The 17,442-nt window shown below is 59.3% G+C and carries 15 protein-coding genes; all 15 read left to right on the top strand.

Translation table 11 applies throughout. The features are described from left to right. Positions 1–136: 136 nt before the first annotated feature. The 15 genes from rpoB (at position 137) to rplP (ending at position 17,440) form a co-directional block, all read left to right on the top strand. Positions 137–3,901, top strand: coding sequence for a DNA-directed RNA polymerase subunit beta (rpoB, locus tag HY962_17510; GenBank protein ID MBI5648734.1), 3,765 nt, complete (start codon positions 137–139; stop codon positions 3,899–3,901). Between the two features lie 64 nt (positions 3,902–3,965). Then, positions 3,966–8,315: a DNA-directed RNA polymerase subunit beta' gene (rpoC, locus tag HY962_17505; GenBank protein MBI5648733.1), complete on the top strand. Its 4,350-nt coding sequence runs from the start codon at positions 3,966–3,968 to the stop codon at positions 8,313–8,315. A gap of 216 nt (positions 8,316–8,531) precedes the next feature. Further along, the gene (locus HY962_17500; protein MBI5648732.1) at positions 8,532–8,903 is read left to right on the top strand and encodes a 30S ribosomal protein S12; all 372 of its coding nucleotides are present in this window, start codon (positions 8,532–8,534) and stop codon (positions 8,901–8,903) included. Between the two features lie 37 nt (positions 8,904–8,940). Continuing rightward, positions 8,941–9,408 (top strand): 30S ribosomal protein S7, encoded by a 468-nt coding sequence (gene rpsG / locus HY962_17495; GenBank protein MBI5648731.1) that lies wholly within the window; start codon positions 8,941–8,943, stop codon positions 9,406–9,408. Positions 9,409–9,444: 36 nt separating this feature from the next. Continuing rightward, a complete protein-coding gene (gene fusA / locus HY962_17490; GenBank protein ID MBI5648730.1) occupies positions 9,445–11,541 on the top strand; it encodes an elongation factor G in 2,097 nt (698 codons plus the stop codon). A 64-nt stretch (positions 11,542–11,605) separates the two neighbouring features. Further along, the gene (tuf, locus tag HY962_17485; GenBank protein MBI5648729.1) at positions 11,606–12,817 is read left to right on the top strand and encodes an elongation factor Tu; all 1,212 of its coding nucleotides are present in this window, start codon (positions 11,606–11,608) and stop codon (positions 12,815–12,817) included. Between the two features lie 72 nt (positions 12,818–12,889). Next, positions 12,890–13,198 carry a 30S ribosomal protein S10 gene (gene rpsJ, locus HY962_17480; protein ID MBI5648728.1) on the top strand — a complete coding sequence of 103 codons (309 nt, stop codon included), beginning with the start codon at positions 12,890–12,892 and terminating at the stop codon, positions 13,196–13,198. Positions 13,199–13,218: 20 nt separating this feature from the next. Then, positions 13,219–13,845 (top strand): 50S ribosomal protein L3, encoded by a 627-nt coding sequence (rplC, locus tag HY962_17475; protein ID MBI5648727.1) that lies wholly within the window; start codon positions 13,219–13,221, stop codon positions 13,843–13,845. 10 nt (positions 13,846–13,855) lie between these two features. Beyond that, entirely contained in the window at positions 13,856–14,485 is a 630-nt protein-coding gene (gene rplD, locus HY962_17470) for a 50S ribosomal protein L4 (protein MBI5648726.1), read from the top strand. Between the two features lie 15 nt (positions 14,486–14,500). Next, positions 14,501–14,788, top strand: coding sequence for a 50S ribosomal protein L23 (rplW, locus tag HY962_17465; protein ID MBI5648725.1), 288 nt, complete (start codon positions 14,501–14,503; stop codon positions 14,786–14,788). 37 nt (positions 14,789–14,825) lie between these two features. Then, positions 14,826–15,665, top strand: coding sequence for a 50S ribosomal protein L2 (gene rplB, locus HY962_17460; protein MBI5648724.1), 840 nt, complete (start codon positions 14,826–14,828; stop codon positions 15,663–15,665). Beyond that, positions 15,665–15,946, top strand: a complete 282-nt coding sequence (gene rpsS, locus HY962_17455) for a 30S ribosomal protein S19 (protein ID MBI5648723.1) — start codon at positions 15,665–15,667, stop codon at positions 15,944–15,946. The genes rplB and rpsS overlap by 1 nt, the downstream gene beginning before the upstream one ends. Before the next feature lie 18 nt (positions 15,947–15,964). Next, entirely contained in the window at positions 15,965–16,309 is a 345-nt protein-coding gene (gene rplV / locus HY962_17450; GenBank protein ID MBI5648722.1) for a 50S ribosomal protein L22, read from the top strand. 15 nt (positions 16,310–16,324) lie between these two features. Continuing rightward, entirely contained in the window at positions 16,325–16,978 is a 654-nt protein-coding gene (gene rpsC, locus HY962_17445) for a 30S ribosomal protein S3 (protein MBI5648721.1), read from the top strand. 39 nt (positions 16,979–17,017) lie between these two features. Continuing rightward, positions 17,018–17,440: a 50S ribosomal protein L16 gene (gene rplP, locus HY962_17440; GenBank protein MBI5648720.1), complete on the top strand. Its 423-nt coding sequence runs from the start codon at positions 17,018–17,020 to the stop codon at positions 17,438–17,440. The last annotated feature ends 2 nt before the right edge of the window (positions 17,441–17,442 follow it).

Below are 17,442 nucleotides of genomic sequence, written 5' to 3'. Positions count from 1 at the left end.
TTTGTCACGCCATCCCGACCGCGCGGGAATGGCCACCACTTGAGACGGCAGCCACCACTCACGAAGGAGCACAGCATTGGCCACGAAAGCAGCGACCGCGACCCCTGAGGTTCTTTCATCTCTCGGGTTGACCCCGATCGGACATGGGCGCTATAGCTTCGGACGGATCCGCCAGGTCATCGAATATCCGAATTTCCTCGACGTCCAGAAGGAATCCTACGAACAATTTCTGCAGGAGCGTGTGCCTCCGGCGCAGCGCACATTGACCGGGCTGCAGCAGGTGTTCGTCACCAATTTTCCCATCACCGACGCGCGCGAAAACTACATCCTCGAATTCATCGAGTACTTCATCGAAAAGCCGAAGTACTCCGTTAATGAATGCCAGGAGCGCGGTCTGACCTATGCCGTGCCGCTGAAGGCACGGCTGCGGCTTTCGAGCAAATCCGACAATCCGTCGAGCCAGGATTTCCTCGAGACCGTTGAACAGGAAGTGTATCTCGGCAACCTGCCGTACATGACCGAGAAGGGCACGTTTATCATCAACGGCGCGGAACGCGTGGTCGTCAGCCAGTTGCACAGGTCGCCCGGCGTGTTCTTCGGCGAGTCCCTGCATCCGAACGGCACAAAAATGTTCAGCGCCCGCGTGATTCCGTTCCGCGGCAGTTGGGTCGAATTTGCCACCGACATCAATTCGGTCATGTACGCGTACATCGACCGCAAGAAGAAATTCCCCGTCACAACACTGCTGCGTGCCCTCGGCTATTCCACGAACCGCGAACTGCTCGAACTTTTCGAACTCGTGGAGGAACTGCCCATCTCGCGTGCGAAGGTGGACCAGTCCATCGGCGCCATCCTCTGCGAGGAGGTCATCGACGAAAAGACGGGCGAGCTGCTCGTGCAGGCCGAGACGGAGCTCGACGAAGATCTCGTCATGTCGCTGCTCGAACACGGCGTCAAGAAGGTGCGCGTGTACAAGACCGACAGCGAGAACGCGCTCGTCATCGCCAACACGATCCATAAAGATGAATCGCGCAGCGACGAAGAAGCTCTCGAGATGATCTACAAGCAGTTGCGTTCGGGTGACGCTCCCGATCTCGACACTGCCCGCGGACTCATCGACCGCCTCTTCTTCAACCCCAAGCGCTACGACCTCGGCGTCGTCGGCCGCTACCGCCTCAACCGCAAGCTCAAGCTGACGGTCGAGCCCGAAGTCACCACACTGACCCGCGACGACATCGTCGCGATCGTCCGCTTCCTGATCCGCCTGATGCAGGCGCAGGAGTCCGTGGACGACATCGATCATCTGGGCAACCGCCGCGTGCGTACCGTTGGCGAACAGCTCGCGGCGCAGTACAACGTCGGCGTCTCGCGCATGGCGCGCACCATCAAGGAGCGCATGAACATCCGCGACGTGGAATCGTTCACGCCCGCCGATCTGGTCAACGCGCGTACGATCTCGAGCGTGGTGAACGCGTTCTTCGGAACGAACCAGCTCTCGCAGTTCATGGATCAGACGAATCCGCTTTCGGAACTGACACACAAGCGCCGCATGTCGGCGCTCGGTCCCGGCGGTCTCACCCGCGAGCGCGCGGGCTTCGAAGTGCGCGACGTGCACTACACGCATTACGGCCGCCTCTGCCCGATCGAGACGCCGGAAGGCCCGAACATCGGCCTTATTTCGTCGCTGTGTATTCACGGACGTGTCAACGACTTCGGCTTCATCGAGACGCCGTACCGCGTGGTCAAAAACGGCAAGGTCACAACGGAAATCGTGTATCTCTCCGCAGAGGAAGAGGACACGGCGGTCATCGCGCAGGCGAATGCCGAGCTGAAACCCGACGGCGCTTTTGCGTCCGACAAGGTGAAGGCGCGCTACCGCGGAGATTTCCCGGTGGTTGCAAAGGACGAAGTTGCGTACATGGACGTGGCCCCGAATCAGATCGTGAGCCCGGCCGCTGCGCTGATTCCCTTCCTCGAGCATGACGATGCAAACCGCGCGCTCATGGGATCGAACATGCAGCGCCAGGGCGTGCCCCTGCTGCGTCCCGAAGCGCCCGTGGTCGGCACGGGTCTCGAGGAGAAGGTTGCCCGCGACTCATACGCCATGATCATCGCCGAATACGATGGCGAGGTGCTCTTTGTGGATGCGAACCGCATCCGTGTCAAATACAATATCGGCCGCTCGGCCGAAGACACACTCGCGAATTTCGACGCGCAGGGTGTCGCGGAATACGAGCTGATCAAGTTCTTCCGTACGAATCAGGACACGTGCATCAACCAGCGTCCGATCGTCAAGCCGGGCCAGTCGTTCAAACAGGGCGATGTGCTCGCCGACGGCAGCTCGACGCAGAGCGGCGAACTCGCCCTCGGACGCAACGTGCTCGTGGCCTTTATGCCGTGGCGCGGTTACAACTTCGAGGACGCCATCATCGTCAGCGAACGCCTCGTCGCGGAGGACATCTTCACGTCGATTCACATCGAGGAGTTTGAACTCCAGGTGCGCGACACGAAACGCGGCGAAGAGGAACTCACGCGCGAAATTCCGAACGTGTCGGAAGAAGCGACAAAGGACCTCGACGAAGACGGCATCGTGCGCGTTGGCGCGGAAGTACGCGAGAACGACATCATCATCGGCAAGATCACGCCGAAGGGCGAGTCCGACCCGACACCGGAAGAGAAGCTTCTCAAGGCCATTTTCGGCGACAAGGCGGGCGACGTAAAAGACGCCTCCCTGAAGGCGCCTCCGGGCATGAAGGGCATTGTCATCAAGACGAAGCTGTTCAGCCGCAAGAAAAAGGAGAGCGATCAGAAGAAGGAGGAGAAGCGCCGCTACGATCTTCTCGAGTCGGATTACGACCGCCGGAAACAGCAGTCAGTCCGCCTTCTGGCCGACAAGCTCACATCGCTGCTCGAAGGCCAGAAGCTTGCGGGTGTCCGCGATGTGGAAGGCAAGAGCGTCATCCGCGGCGGCACGGTTGTGAAGGACGACACGTTCCACACGCTGCTCGACGCGGTCGAGACGCTTGATCCGTCGCAGGACTGGACCGAGACACCGAAGCTCAACGCGCTCGTCCGCCGCATGTACGCCAACTACACCGTGTCGCGCAAGGAAATCGATGACGATTACAAGCGTGAGAAGGGCAAGATCCAGATCGGTGATGAATTGCAGCCGGGTATCGTGCAGTTGGCGAAGGTGTACATCGCGAAGAAGCGCAAGCTCTCGATCGGCGACAAGATGGCCGGCCGGCACGGAAACAAGGGTGTCGTGTCCAATGTGGTACCCGTGCAGGACATGCCGTTCCTCGCGGACGGCACCCCGGTCGACATCGTCCTCAACCCGCTGGGCGTGCCCTCGCGAATGAATCTCGGACAGTTGTACGAAACCGCCCTCGGATGGGTCGGCAAGCGTCTCCACTGCAGCTTCGCCTCCCCGATTTTCGACGGCGCCGCGTGGACGGAAATCCGCGATCTGATGGGCGCCGTGGGGCTGCCCATGACAGGCAAAACCGAATTGCATGACGGCCGCACCGGTGAGAAGTTCGACCAGCCGGTCACCGTCGGTTTCATCTACATGCTGAAACTCTCCCACCTCGTGGACGATAAAATCCACGCCCGTTCTATCGGACCGTACAGCCTCATTACGCAGCAGCCGCTCGGCGGCAAGGCGCAGTTCGGCGGCCAGCGTTTCGGCGAGATGGAAGTGTGGGCGCTCGAGGCCTACGGCGCGGCGCACGTGCTGCAGGAAATCCTGACCGTAAAGAGCGACGACGTGCAGGGACGCGCGAAGGTGTACGAAGCCATCGTCAAAGGCGAGAACCTCCCCGAACCGAACGTTCCCGAATCCTTCAATGTGCTCGTCCGCGAGCTGCAGGGACTCGGACTCGAAATCAAGATCGAGTGATCCTTTTTTCGGCCCGCGACCACACGATACCGGTGATGAATGAAGAACCGATTGGAGACTGACGATGCCGTTTAAAACACAAGACGCCGTAAAGAAGAATTTCACGAAGATCTCGATCAGCCTCGCATCGTCCGATGCGATACTCGCCCGTTCCTACGGCGAGGTGAGCAAACCCGAAACGATCAATTACCGCTCCTTCCGTCCTGAAAAAGACGGATTGTTCTGCGAAAAAATATTCGGTCCTGTCCGCGATTGGGAATGCCATTGCGGCAAGTACAAACGTATCCGCTACAAGGGCATCATCTGCGACCGCTGCGGCGTCGAGGTGACACAGAAATCGGTGCGCCGCGAGCGCATGGGCCATATCTCCCTGGCCGTGCCCGTCGTGCACATCTGGTATTTCCGTTCGTTGCCCAGCAAGATCGCGAATATCCTCGGCCTTTCGTCGAAGGAACTCGAGCGTATCATCTACTACGAGAATTACGTTGTGATCAATCCTGGTCCGACGAGTTTCCCGCGCCCCTTCGGCGCGCTCGATGAAATCCTCAACGACGACGATCCCGAGAAAGTCGACAAGGCGCTTTTCCGCAACGACATCACGCTGTTGACGGAAGAGGAGTACCTCGACATCCTCGCGGGCCTCGATCCGTCGAATCAGGATCTCGACGACGATGACCCGAACAAGTTCATCGCGCTGATCGGCGGCGACGCCATCAAGCGCCTCCTGCGCCTGATCAACATCGAAAAGCTTGGCGACCGTTTGCGCTATCAGATCAGCGTCGAGACCTCGCAGCAGAAGAAGCAGGAAGCGATCAAACGCCTGCGCGTCGTGTCGGCCTTCATGACCGAAGAGATCGAGCCGCGCAACAAACCCGAGTGGATGGTGCTCGACGTGATCCCCGTGATCCCGCCCGAACTGCGCCCGCTCGTGCCTCTCGAAGGCGGACGTTTCGCAACCTCCGATCTGAACGATCTCTATCGCCGCGTGATCATCCGCAACAACCGACTCAAACGCCTCATCGACATCAAGGCGCCTGAGGTGATCCTCCGCAACGAAAAGCGCATGCTTCAGGAGGCCGTCGACTCGCTGTTCGACAACAGCCGCCGCGTGAACTCCGTGCGCAGCGAGAACAACCGCGCGCTCAAATCGCTTTCCGACATGCTTAAGGGCAAGCAGGGGCGCTTCCGTCAGAACCTTCTCGGCAAGCGCGTCGACTACTCCGGCCGTTCGGTGATCGTGGTCGGTCCCGAGATGAAGCTGCATCAGTGCGGTCTGCCGAAGGACATGGCGGTGGAGCTGTTCAAGCCCTTCATCATCCGCAAGCTCATCGAACGCGGTATCGTGAAGACCGTGAAGAGCGCGAAGAAAGTTGTGGACAAAAAAGGTCCGGAAGTCTGGGATATTCTCGAGAAGATCATCGACGGCCATCCGGTGCTTCTGAACCGCGCACCGACGCTGCACCGCCTGGGCATTCAGGCCTTCCAGCCGCTGCTCGTGGAAGGTAAGGCGATCCGTCTGCATCCGCTGGTCTGTACCGCGTTCAACGCCGACTTCGACGGCGATCAGATGGCCGTACACGTCCCGCTCTCGTTCGACGCACAGCTCGAGGCGATGATCCTCATCCTCTCCGCGCACAACATCCTCTCGCCGCAGAACGGCGCGCCGATCGCGATCCCGAACCAGGAAATCGTGCTCGGGTGTTATTACCTGACCAAGGCGCTTCCGGGCGATCGTGGCGAGGGCAAGGTGTTTTCGTCGATGGATGAAGCCGTCATCGCGTACGACCAGAAACGCGTCGGTCTGCATGCCCGCGTGAAAGTGCGCGTGGCGGTGCCGGTCGAATTGCGTCGCGACGGTCGCGCGCAGCAGATGGTGGACACGACCATGGGTCGCATCATCTTCAACCGCATCGTGCCCGCCGAGATCGGGTTCATCAACGAACTGCTGACGAAGCGCCGTCTTGTGCAGATCATCGGAGGCATTTTCCACCGCCTCGGCAATCTGCGCACCGTGCGTTTCCTCGACGATCTCAAGGATCTCGGATTCGGATACGCGACTGCCGGCGGGCTGTCCATCAGCATCTCCGACGTGGAAATTCCGGATGAGAAAAACGTGCTCATCGACAAGGCGCAGTCCGATGTCGAAAAGATCATGCAGCAGTATCAGCGCGGTTTCATCACGAACGGCGAACGCTACAACAAGGTGATCGACATCTGGACGCGCACGACGAACCGCGTCGCGGACAAACTCTTCGACACGTTGCAGAACAGCCAGAACGGATTCAACTCGCTGTACATGATGATGGACTCCGGCGCCCGTGGTTCGAAGGAACAGGTGCGCCAGCTTGCCGGTATGCGCGGTCTGATGGCGAAGCCGCAGAAGACACTCACCGGTCAGACGGGTGAAATCATCGAGAACCCGATCACCGCGAACTTCCGCGACGGTCTCTCCATTCTCGAGTACTTCATCTCGACACACGGTGCGCGCAAGGGTCTCGCCGACACGGCTCTCAAGACCGCCGATGCGGGATACCTCACGCGTCGTCTCGTTGACGTGGCGCAGGACATGGCCGTGACCGAGTTCGACTGCAACACAATCCGTGGTGTGAGCGTCGAAGCTTTGAAGGAAGGCGAGGACATCAAGGAGCCACTGCACGAGCGCATACTCGGGCGCGTGTCGCTGCTCGACGTTCGCGAACCGCTGTCCGGCGAACTGCTCGTCAGCGCCGGTGAAATGATCGATGAAGACCGCGCAGGAGCCATCGCGCGCACATCGATCGAATCCGTGGTCATCCGTTCCGCTCTCACCTGTGAAGCCAAGCGCGGCGTCTGCGCGCGTTGTTACGGACGCAACCTCACGTCGAGCCGTCTGGTCGACGTGGGCGAGGCCGTCGGTATCATCGCCGCGCAGTCGATCGGCGAGCCGGGCACGCAGCTTACCCTGCGTACCTTCCACATCGGCGGTACTGCAAGCCGCATCGCGGCGCAGTCGCAGATCTCGACACGTTTCGAGGGACGCGTGCAGTTCGAAGGCCTCAAGTACGTCACGCATTCCGACGAGGATGAGGAGAAGTACATCGCGGTCAATCGCAACGGCGTGATCAACATCCTCGATCCCGACAACCGCGTAATCTCGAAATACGACGTACCCTACGGTGCGTCCATCGTGGTCAACGAAGGTCGCAGCGTGGCGAAGGGCGAAGTGCTGTACGAATGGGATCCCTACAATGCAACCATCATCGCCGAACACGACGGCGTGGTGCAGTTCGCGGATCTCTTCGAAGGACGCACGTACCGCGAGGAACCCGACGAACAGACGGGCCACATCCAGAAAGTCGTAACCGACACGAAGGACAAGGCGTTGAATCCCATGATTCAGATCGCCGATTCCAAAGGCAACGTGCTTGTGTCGTACAACACCCCCGTGCGCGCGCACCTTACCGTCGAAAACGGCCAGAACGTTGTTGCCGGTACCGTGCTCGTCAAGATTCCGCGCGAGATCGGAAAGACGCGCGATATCACGGGCGGTCTGCCCCGCGTGACCGAACTCTTCGAGGCGCGCAGTCCGCAGAATCCTTCCATCGTCAGCGAGATCGACGGCGTTGTGAATTTCGGTGCGATGAAACGCGGCTCCCGCGAAATTATCGTGACCAGTCACGACGGTTCCGACATCCGCACATATCTCGCTCCCATCGGCCGCCACGTGCTTGTGCAGCTCTACGACCACGTGCGCGCGGGCGAGCCGCTCACCGACGGCGCGGTGAATCCGCACGACATCCTGCGCATCAAGGGCGCCGGTGCGGTGCAGGAATACCTGGTGAATGAAATCCAGGAAGTGTACCGCATGCAGGGCGTGAAGATCAACGACAAACACATCGAGATCATCGTCCGCCAGATGTTGCAGAAGGTGCGCATGATCAACCCTGGTGATACACGCTTCCTCGAGGGTGATGTTGTCGAGCGTTTCCGCGTGGTGGAAACCAACCAGGAACTCGCGGACAAGGTCATCATCACGGCGAAGAACGACTCGAAATACAAGCGCGGCCAGATTGTTCCCAAGAAGAAGATCCGGGAAATCAATCTCGAGCTCAAGAAGAAGGGCAAGGAAGGTGCGGACTACCGCGATCCGGAGCCCGCGAGCTACGAACCGATCCTTCTGGGCATCACCCAGGCCTCGCTGACGACCGAAAGCTTCATTTCCGCAGCATCCTTCCAGGAGACCACGAAAGTGCTCACAGAGGCCGCCATTGAGGCCAAAGAGGACAATCTGATGGGCCTGAAGGAGAACGTCATCATCGGTCACCTCATTCCGGCGGGCACGGGCTTGAAGAAATTCAAGAACATCGTGGTTGTCTCGGCGGACGAGGAAATGGATAGCCTCGTGGAAGCGGAGGAATTCGTTACCGCGAAATAACGAGAGACGCGGGGCGGATTTTTCGCGAAATTTGCCCCGCGTTTCTTTTTTTTCTGAGCCCAAGCCCTTATCTACGGCTCTTTTTAGGGAACGGGGGACGGAATCGTACCATCCCTCTTGACATTTTCACGAAAAATTCTTACGTTAATAAGCTCTTGCGAGTTTTTTTCGACTCCAACGCATTTTTCCGCCATTCAACGAACGAAGGTTTCATCAGTGCCGACGATCAGTCAACTCATCCGAAAAGGCCGCGAAGTGGTCACGGTAAAAAGCAAGGCCCCGGCCCTGCAATCGTGCCCCCAGAAGCGCGGCGTCTGCACGCGTGTCTATACGACAACACCCAAGAAGCCGAACTCGGCGCTCCGCAAGGTTGCCCGCGTCCGTCTTTCCAACGGCATTGAGGTGACCGCGTACATCCCCGGTGAAGGCCACAACCTTCAGGAGCACTCGATCGTCCTGATTCGTGGCGGCCGTGTGAAGGACCTTCCGGGCGTGCGCTACCACATCATCCGTGGCACCCTCGACACACAGGGCGTGCAGAACCGGAAACAGGCGCGTTCGAAGTACGGCGCGAAGAGACCCAAATAGTAATCCTCGTCCATCGACACACCATCGGACACTTGTCATGAGAAAGAAACGCGCAGAACGCAGGATACTTACGCCAGACCCGAAATTCAACGACACCCTCGTGTCGCGGTTCATCAATAACCTGCAGTTGCAGGGCAAGAAGACGACCGCGCAGCGCATTCTGTACAGCGCGTTTGATGTGATCGAGGAGCGTACAAAGCAGCCCGGGTACGAGATTTTCCGCAAGGCCGTGTTCAACGCGCAGCCCTTGATCGAAGTCCGCGCCCGCCGAGTCGGCGGTGCCACGTACCAGGTCCCGATGGAAGTGCGCGCTGAGCGCCGCACCGCCCTCGCGATCCGCTGGCTTCTGAATGCATCCCGGTCGCGCGCCGACAAGTCGATGACGCGCCGTCTCGCAGCCGAACTCATCGCCGCCGCCAACAACGAAGGCGGGGCAATCAAGAAAAAAGACGACGTACACCGTATGGCTGAGGCCAACAAGGCGTTCGCTCATTTCAAGTGGTAAACCCGGACGCCAGCTCCCCGAACTGAAACACCCTCCATGGCAAAGCGCGAATTCACACTCGAAAAGACCCGCAACATCGGTATCATGGCGCATATCGATGCAGGGAAAACCACCACGACGGAGCGCATCCTGTTCTATACGGGCGTGCTGCACCGCATGGGCGAGGTGCATGACGGCGCTGCCACGATGGACTGGATGGAGCAGGAAAAGGAGCGCGGCATCACGATCACGAGTGCCGCAACCACGTGCTTCTGGCGCAACAACCGTATCAATATCATCGATACACCGGGTCATGTCGACTTCACCGTCGAGGTCGAGCGCTCACTCCGTGTGCTCGACGGCGCCGTGGCGCTGTTCTGCGCCGTTGGAGGTGTTGAGCCGCAGTCGGAAACCGTCTGGCGTCAGGCGGATAAGTACCGTGTGCCGCGTCTCGCCTTCGTCAACAAGATGGACCGTGTCGGCGCCGATTTTTATCACGCCGTGGAAATGATGCGCCAGCGTCTCGGCGCAAACGCCATCCCCATAGATCTTCCCATCGGACAGGGTGAAACCTTCGTCGGCACGCTCGACCTCATCACGATGCAGGCGCGTATCTACCACGAAGAGAGCTTCGGCAACACCTGGGACGAGATTCCCATACCGACCGACCTGCAGTCTGCCGCGCACGAGTATCGCACGAAGATGCTCGAAGCCGTGGCCGACGTCGACGACTCGCTGCTCGTGAAGTACCTCGACGGCGAGGAGATCAGCCCGACCGAGATCATGCGTGTTCTCCGCGAGGCGACGATACAGATGAAAATCGTGCCCGTGACCTGCGGTTCGTCCTTCAAGAACAAGGGCGTGCAGCGGTTGCTCGATTCCATCGTCGAGTTCCTCCCGTCGCCTACCGACGTCGGTACGACCATCGGTCATCACGTGAATCTGACCGATCACGTCGAGCGTCGTCCCGCCGATGATGAGAAATTCTCGGCCCTCGCATTCAAGGTAGCCACCGATCCGTACGTGGGAAAATTGATCTTTTTCCGTGTGTACAGCGGGGCGGTCAACGCCGGTTCCTACGTGTACAATTCGATTTCCGGCAAAAAAGAGCGTATCGGGCGCATCCTTCGCATGCATGCGAACCATCGCGAGGACGTGGAAACCGCCTACACGGGCGACATCTGCGCGGCGATCGGACTCAAGTTCACGAAGACCGGCGACACGCTGTGTGATCAGGGTGATCCCATCGTGCTCGAAAAAATGGAATTCCCGGATCCCGTGATCGACATCGCCATCGAGCCGAAAACAAAGGCCGATCAGGAGCATCTCTCCGAGGCCATTCAGAAGCTCGCCGACGAGGATCCGACGTTCAAGGTCCGTTCCGACCAGGAGACAGGCCAGACCATCATCAGCGGCATGGGCGAGCTGCATTTGGAAATTCTCATCGACCGCATGAAGCGTGAGTTCGGTGTCGAGGCCAATGTCGGCAAGCCGCAGGTTGCGTACCGTGAATCCATCCGCAAGAAGGTGGAGGCCGAGGGCAAGTTTGTGCGCCAGAGCGGCGGCCGCGGCCAGTTCGGTCATGTATGGATCGAAATGGAGCCCAACGAAAAGGGCAAGGGATACGAGTTCATCGACGGCATCGTCGGCGGCGTCATTCCTCGCGAGTATATTCCCGCAGTGTCCGAAGGTATCCGCGAATCCATGCGCAACGGCGTGCTGGCCGGATACCCGGTGGAAGACATCAAAGTGCGTCTGTTCGACGGTTCCTATCACGATGTCGACTCGTCCGAAATGGCTTTCAAGATCGCCGGTTCGATGGCGTTCAAGGAAGCCGCTCGCAGGGCGGAGCCGGTGATTTTGGAGCCGATATTCTCCGTCGAGGTCGTCACTCCCGAGGAGTATATGGGGAATGTTGTGGGCGATCTCAATTCGCGGCGCGGCCGTATTGAAGGCATGGGCACGCGCAGCGACGCGCAGGTGGTGAAAGTGCTGGTTCCGTTATCCGAGATGTTCGGGTATGCGACCACGCTGCGCTCCATCTCGCAGGGCCGCGCCCTGTACACCATGCACTTCAGCCACTACGAAGAAGTGCCGAAATCGATCCAGGAACAGATCATCGAAAAGTTCCAGGGCAAAAAGGCAAGCAAGTAACGGTCGGCACACCAGAGAATTCGTTCACAACAATACACCAGACAGTCAGAGGAGCTATACCACCATGGCAAAAGAGAAATTCGAAAGGACGAAACCCCACGTCAACATTGGGACCATCGGCCACGTCGATCACGGCAAGACCACGTTGACGGCTGCCATCACGATGACACTCTCCCGCCAGGGTCTTTCGGAAGTTCGCACGTTCGATTCCATCGACAACGCGCCCGAAGAGCGTGAGCGCGGTATCACCATCGCGACGGCGCACGTCGAGTACCAGACGGCCGAGCGCCACTACGCGCACGTCGACTGTCCCGGTCACGCCGATTACGTCAAGAACATGATCACCGGCGCAGCGCAGATGGACGGCGCGATCCTCGTCGTCGCGGCCACCGACGGCCCGATGCCGCAGACCCGCGAGCACATCCTTCTTGCCCGCCAGGTGGGCGTGCCCCGCATCGTGGTGTTCATGAACAAGGTCGACGCAGTCGACGATCCCGAGCTTCTGGAACTCGTCGAACTCGAACTTCGCGAACTGCTCAGCTCGTATGAATTCCCCGGCGATGAGATTCCCATAGTGCGCGGCAGCGCGCTCCGCGCCCTCGAGGCCGGTACGGATGCTTCGACCCCGCTCACCGACGAGCGTTTCGTCTGCATCACCGAGCTCATGGCCGCCTGCGACAGCTACATCCCCATACCGCAGCGCGAAGTGGACAAGCCCTTCCTGATGTCGATCGAAGACGTGTTCTCGATCACCGGCCGCGGCACCGTGGGCACCGGTCGTATCGAGCGCGGTCGCGTGCATGTCCAGGACGAAGTCGAACTGATCGGCCTCGGCCACCACAAGAAGAGCGTCGTGACGGGCGTTGAAATGTTCCGCAAGGAACTCGAAGAAGGTATGGCCGGTGACAACGTCGGTCTGCTTCTCCGCGGCGTCGACAAGACCGAGCTCGAGCGCGGCATGGTTATCGCGAAGCCGGGCAGCATCACCCCGCACAAGAAATTCCTCGCGCAGGTGTACGTGTTGAAGAAAGAAGAAGGCGGCCGCCACACTCCGTTCTTCAACAACTACCGTCCGCAGTTCTACTTCCGTACGACCGACGTGACTGGCGTTGTCCAGCTTCCCGAAGGCACGGAAATGGTCATGCCCGGTGACAACGTCGACGGCATGCTCGTGGAACTCATCACGCCGATCGCCATGGAAGAAGGTCTCCGTTTCGCCGTGCGCGAAGGCGGCCGTACCGTGGGCGCAGGCGTCGTCGCGAAGATTGTCGAGTAAGAAAAGGAATGTGATTGGCGGGTCGTTCGAACGGCCCGCCAATCTTCATCAGAAGACAGAGCAGGAACACCCGTGGCACAGCAGAAAATTCGCATAAAGCTCAAGTCGTACGACCATCATCTCATCGACAAATCGGCCGAGAAGATCATCAAGACCGTGAAATCGACGGGCGCTGTCGTGTCGGGTCCGATTCCGCTTCCTACGAAGCGATCAGTATACACGGTGCTCCGCTCGCCCCACGTCGACAAGAAGTCGCGCGAACAGTTTGAAACACGGTCGCACAAGCGGCTCATCGATATTTTCAACTCCACACAGCGCACGGTGGACAGCCTCATGAAGCTGGAACTCCCCGCAGGCGTTGATGTGGAAATCAAGGTGTAATCAGGACGGACGGACCAGCCATGCCTGGATTGTTAGGAAAAAAACTCGGAATGACAAGCATCTTCGATGCGAAAGGGAAAATGATTCCCTGTACCGTGATCGAAGCGGGTCCCTGCACCGTGTTGCAGATTCGCACGAAGGACAAGGACGGCTATAATGCCGTGCAGTTGGGCTTCGGCGAGCGACGGGAAAAGAACGTCACGAAACCGGCCATGGGCCAGTTCCGGAAACTGCATCTGCAGCCGTCCCGGCACATCCGCGAGTTCAAGGGCTTCGAGCAGGGCTCGTTGAATCCCGGTGACGCGGTGACCGTGAGCATGTTCGCCGAAGGCGACAAGGTCACGATCGCGGGCAGGTCGAAGGGCAAGGGTTTCCAGGGCGTCATGCGTCGTCACGGCTTCGGCGGTGTCGGTGGCACGACCCACGGCCAGAGCGACCGCCTTCGTGCGCCCGGTTCCATCGGCGCCAGCTCCTATCCGTCCCGTGTTTTCCGCGGACAGCGGATGGCGGGCCGCATGGGTAACGCGCGTGTCACGTACAAGAACTTGAAAGTCGTGCGCGTGATCCCGGAATCGAACGTGATTCTGGTCAAGGGCGCGGTGCCCGGCGCGAAGCAGGGCCTCCTCGAGATTCATAAGCAGGCGTAACGGGATCAACATGAAAGCGCAGAGTTACAGCACAAACGGAAGCCAGGGGCAGGAGATCTCGCTCAACGACGAGATCTTCGGAATCGAGCCCAACGCGCACGTGGTCTATCAGGCCGTCCGCGTTCATCTGGCGAATCGCCGTCAGGGCACACATCAAACCAAGGAACGTTCCGACGTCAGCGGCGGCGGCAAGAAGCCGTGGCGACAGAAGGGCCGCGGTACCGCACGCGCGGGTTCCTCACGTTCACCATTGTGGGTTGGCGGCGGCACGATTTTCGGACCGCGTCCGCGCGACTATCGCATGAAGCTGCCGATGAAGGTGCGTCAGATCGCCCGCAAGTCGGCCTACGCCATGAAGGCGCAGGACAAGCAGCTTATGGTCATCGACGATTTTACGGTGAATGAGCCGAAGACGCGCGAAGTATTCGCGATTCTGAAGGCGCTCTCCCTCGATGCGCGCAAGACGCTGCTCATCGTGCCCGCATACGACGCCAATCTCTGGCGCGCGGGTCGGAACATCGCAACCTTGAAAATAGTCGAGGCTTCGCGCGCGTCCACCTACGACATTCTGAACAATCAGATGCTTCTGATTCAGAAGAGCGCCTTGCCTGTCATCGAATCAAGCTTCACCAGAATCTAGGACGGAAGAGCGAGCATGAGTACCATCATCAAACGTCCGATACTGACGGAGAAGATGACGCTGCTGGGCGAGAAGCGCCAGTACGCGTTCGAAGTCGCCATCGATTCCAACAAGATCGAGATCGCAAAGGCGATCGAGAAGCGCTTTTCCGTGAGTGTCACGAGCGTCCGGACTATCCGCTATCGCGGAAAGACCAAGGTGCACTTCACGCGCAAGGGCCGTTTCTCCGGAAACCGCGCCTCGTGGAAGAAGGCGATTGTCACACTGGCGGAAGGCCAGACCATCGAGTTGCTCGAGGGATAAGCGGTCAATTACGATCCAGATTGCAGAGGATATAACCGTGGCTATACGAAAATTACGACCGATGACTCCCGCGACGCGATATTATTCTATCGCGACGTTCGAGGAATTGACGCGAAGCACGCCCGAAAAATCGCTGCTCGCTCCGCTCTCCAAGAGCGGTGGCCGCAACGCGAAGGGCCGCATCACCTCGCGCCATCGCGGCGGCGGTCACAAGCGCATGTATCGCATCATCGATTTCAAGCGCAACAAGATCGGCGTTCCCGGAACGGTGACGACCATAGAATACGATCCGAACCGCTCGGCGCGCATCGCTCTCGTGACCTACAAGGACGGCGACAAGCGGTACATTCTTGCGCCGCAGTCGCTGCGCGTGGGTGAAGTGATCGAATCGGGTCCGACCGCGGAAATCAAGGATGGCAATACGTTGCCGCTCCAGAACATTCCGCTGGGCACCTTCATTCACAACATCGAGCTGAAGCCCGGCAAGGGTGGCCAGATCGCGCGTAGCGCGGGCAATTCGGCTCAGATCGTTGCGAAGGAAGGCGAGTACGCGCAGGTGCGTCTCCCGAGCGGCGAAGTGCGCATGGTGCGTATGAACTGCATGGCTACCATCGGCATAGTGAGCAACAGCGATCACGAGAACATCAGCTACGGCAAGGCCGGCCGCATGCGCTGGCTTGGCGTGCGTCCGCAGACCCGCGGTATGGCGATGAACCCGGTCGATCACCCGATGGGTGGCGGCGAGGGCAAGTCCAAATCCGGCGGCGGCCGCCAGCATCCCGTGTCGCCTTGGGGTCTGTACGCCAAGGGTCAGAAGACACGCAAGAAGAAGAATCAGTCCAACAAGTATATCATCAAGTCGCGGAAGAAGAAGTAATGGCTCGTTCACTCAAGAAAGGTCCGTTTGTGGACGAGAAGCTGTTCGCGAAGGTGGAGCAGCTCAACGCCACGAATCAGAAGCGCGTCGTGAAGACTTGGGCGCGTCGTTCGACCATTCCGCCCGATTTTATCGGGCATACCTTCGCGGTGCACAACGGCAACAAGTTCATTCCGGTGTACGTGCAGGAAAACATGATCGGGCACAAGCTCGGCGAGTTCGCACCCACCCGCATTTTTCGCGGGCATCCCGGAACAAAAGCAGAAAAAGCATCCCGTTAATCAGGTGGCACAATGGCATTGGAAGCACGCGCAATAAAGAGATTCATCCCCGGCTCGCCGCGAAAAATGCGGCTTGTCGCTGACCTGATCCGTGGCAGGAACGTCGAGGATGCAATCAACATTCTGCACTTTTCGCCCAAGCACGCTTCAAAGGTGTGCGAGGTAACACTTCGTTCGGCCATCGCAAATCTCCAGAATGCGAAGGACACCGGGCGTCTCGATCCGCACAACGTCTTCGTTAAAACGGTGATGGTGGACGGCGGCCCCATGGCGAAACGTGTACTGCCGGCTCCGATGGGCCGCGCGTACCGGGTCCGCAAACGGACAAATCATCTTACAATCGTCGTTTCCGAAAAAGAGTAGGCATCAGGAGGATCCTTGGGTCAGAAGACACATCCGGTCGGTCTCCGATTGGGCATCGTCCGGGAATGGGACGCGAACTGGTACGAAGAGCGCACTTTCGCTTCCAAACTGGAAGAAGATCTCATGATCCGGAATTATATCCGGAATCGCCTCAAGAAGGCGGGCATTTCGCGCGTGGTCATCGAGCGGACGCCGAAGCGCGTCGTACTGGCCATCCACACTTCTCGGCCGGGCGTTGTCATCGGCAAGAGCGGCAAGGAAATCGCGCAGCTTGAGGAAGAACTGAAGAAAGTGACGAATAAGGATGTCAAAATCCTGATCTCCGAGATCAAGCGTCCGGAACTCGATGCCTATCTGGTGGCGGAGAATATCGCCACGCAGCTCGAGGGCCGCGTGTCGTTTCGCCGCGCGATGAAAGCCGCGATTACGTCGGCGATGCGCATGGGCGCCGAAGGCGTGCGTGTCATGTGCGCCGGCCGACTCGGCGGTGCGGAAATGTCGCGCACGGAGCAGTACAAGGACGGGCGCATTCCACTGCACACGCTGCGCGCCGATATCGACTATGCCGTCACCACGGCCCAGACCGTCTACGGCTCGATCGGCGTGAAGGTGTGGATCTGCAAGGGCGACGTGATCGGGAACAGATTTGCCGGGACCGCGACGCGATAAAGGCGCGGAGCAAGGCACAGGAAAGCGAGGAATCAACCCATGTTAATGCCGAAAAGAGTAAAATTCCGCAAGGCGCAGCGCGGCCGCATGAGCGGTAAAGCGTTCCGCGGCTCGAGCATCGCCTTCGGATCATTTGGAATCAAGGCCCTGGAGCCGGGCTGGATCACCAGCCGTCAGATCGAAGCGGCGCGTGTTGCTCTCAACCGCACGATGAAGCGCGACGGACAGGTTTGGATCCGCATTTTCCCCGACAAGCCCGTTTCGAAGAAGCCGCTCGAAACTCGTATGGGAAAAGGTAAGGGCGCGCCCGAATTCTGGGTGGCCGTTGTGAAACCGGGTCGTGTGATGTTCGAGGTGGGCGGCGTGACGTCCAAGCTCGCTCACGAAGCGCTACGCCTCGCGGCGCACAAGCTGCCCCTTAAAACGAAGATCGTCACGCGCCCCGATTACGTCGGCGAATAATA

The sequence above is a fragment of the Ignavibacteriota bacterium genome (assembly GCA_016218045.1).
Classification (GTDB): Bacteria; Bacteroidota; Ignavibacteria; order SZUA-365; family SZUA-365; genus JACRFB01.
This window is presented reverse-complemented; position numbering and strand designations above follow the sequence as displayed.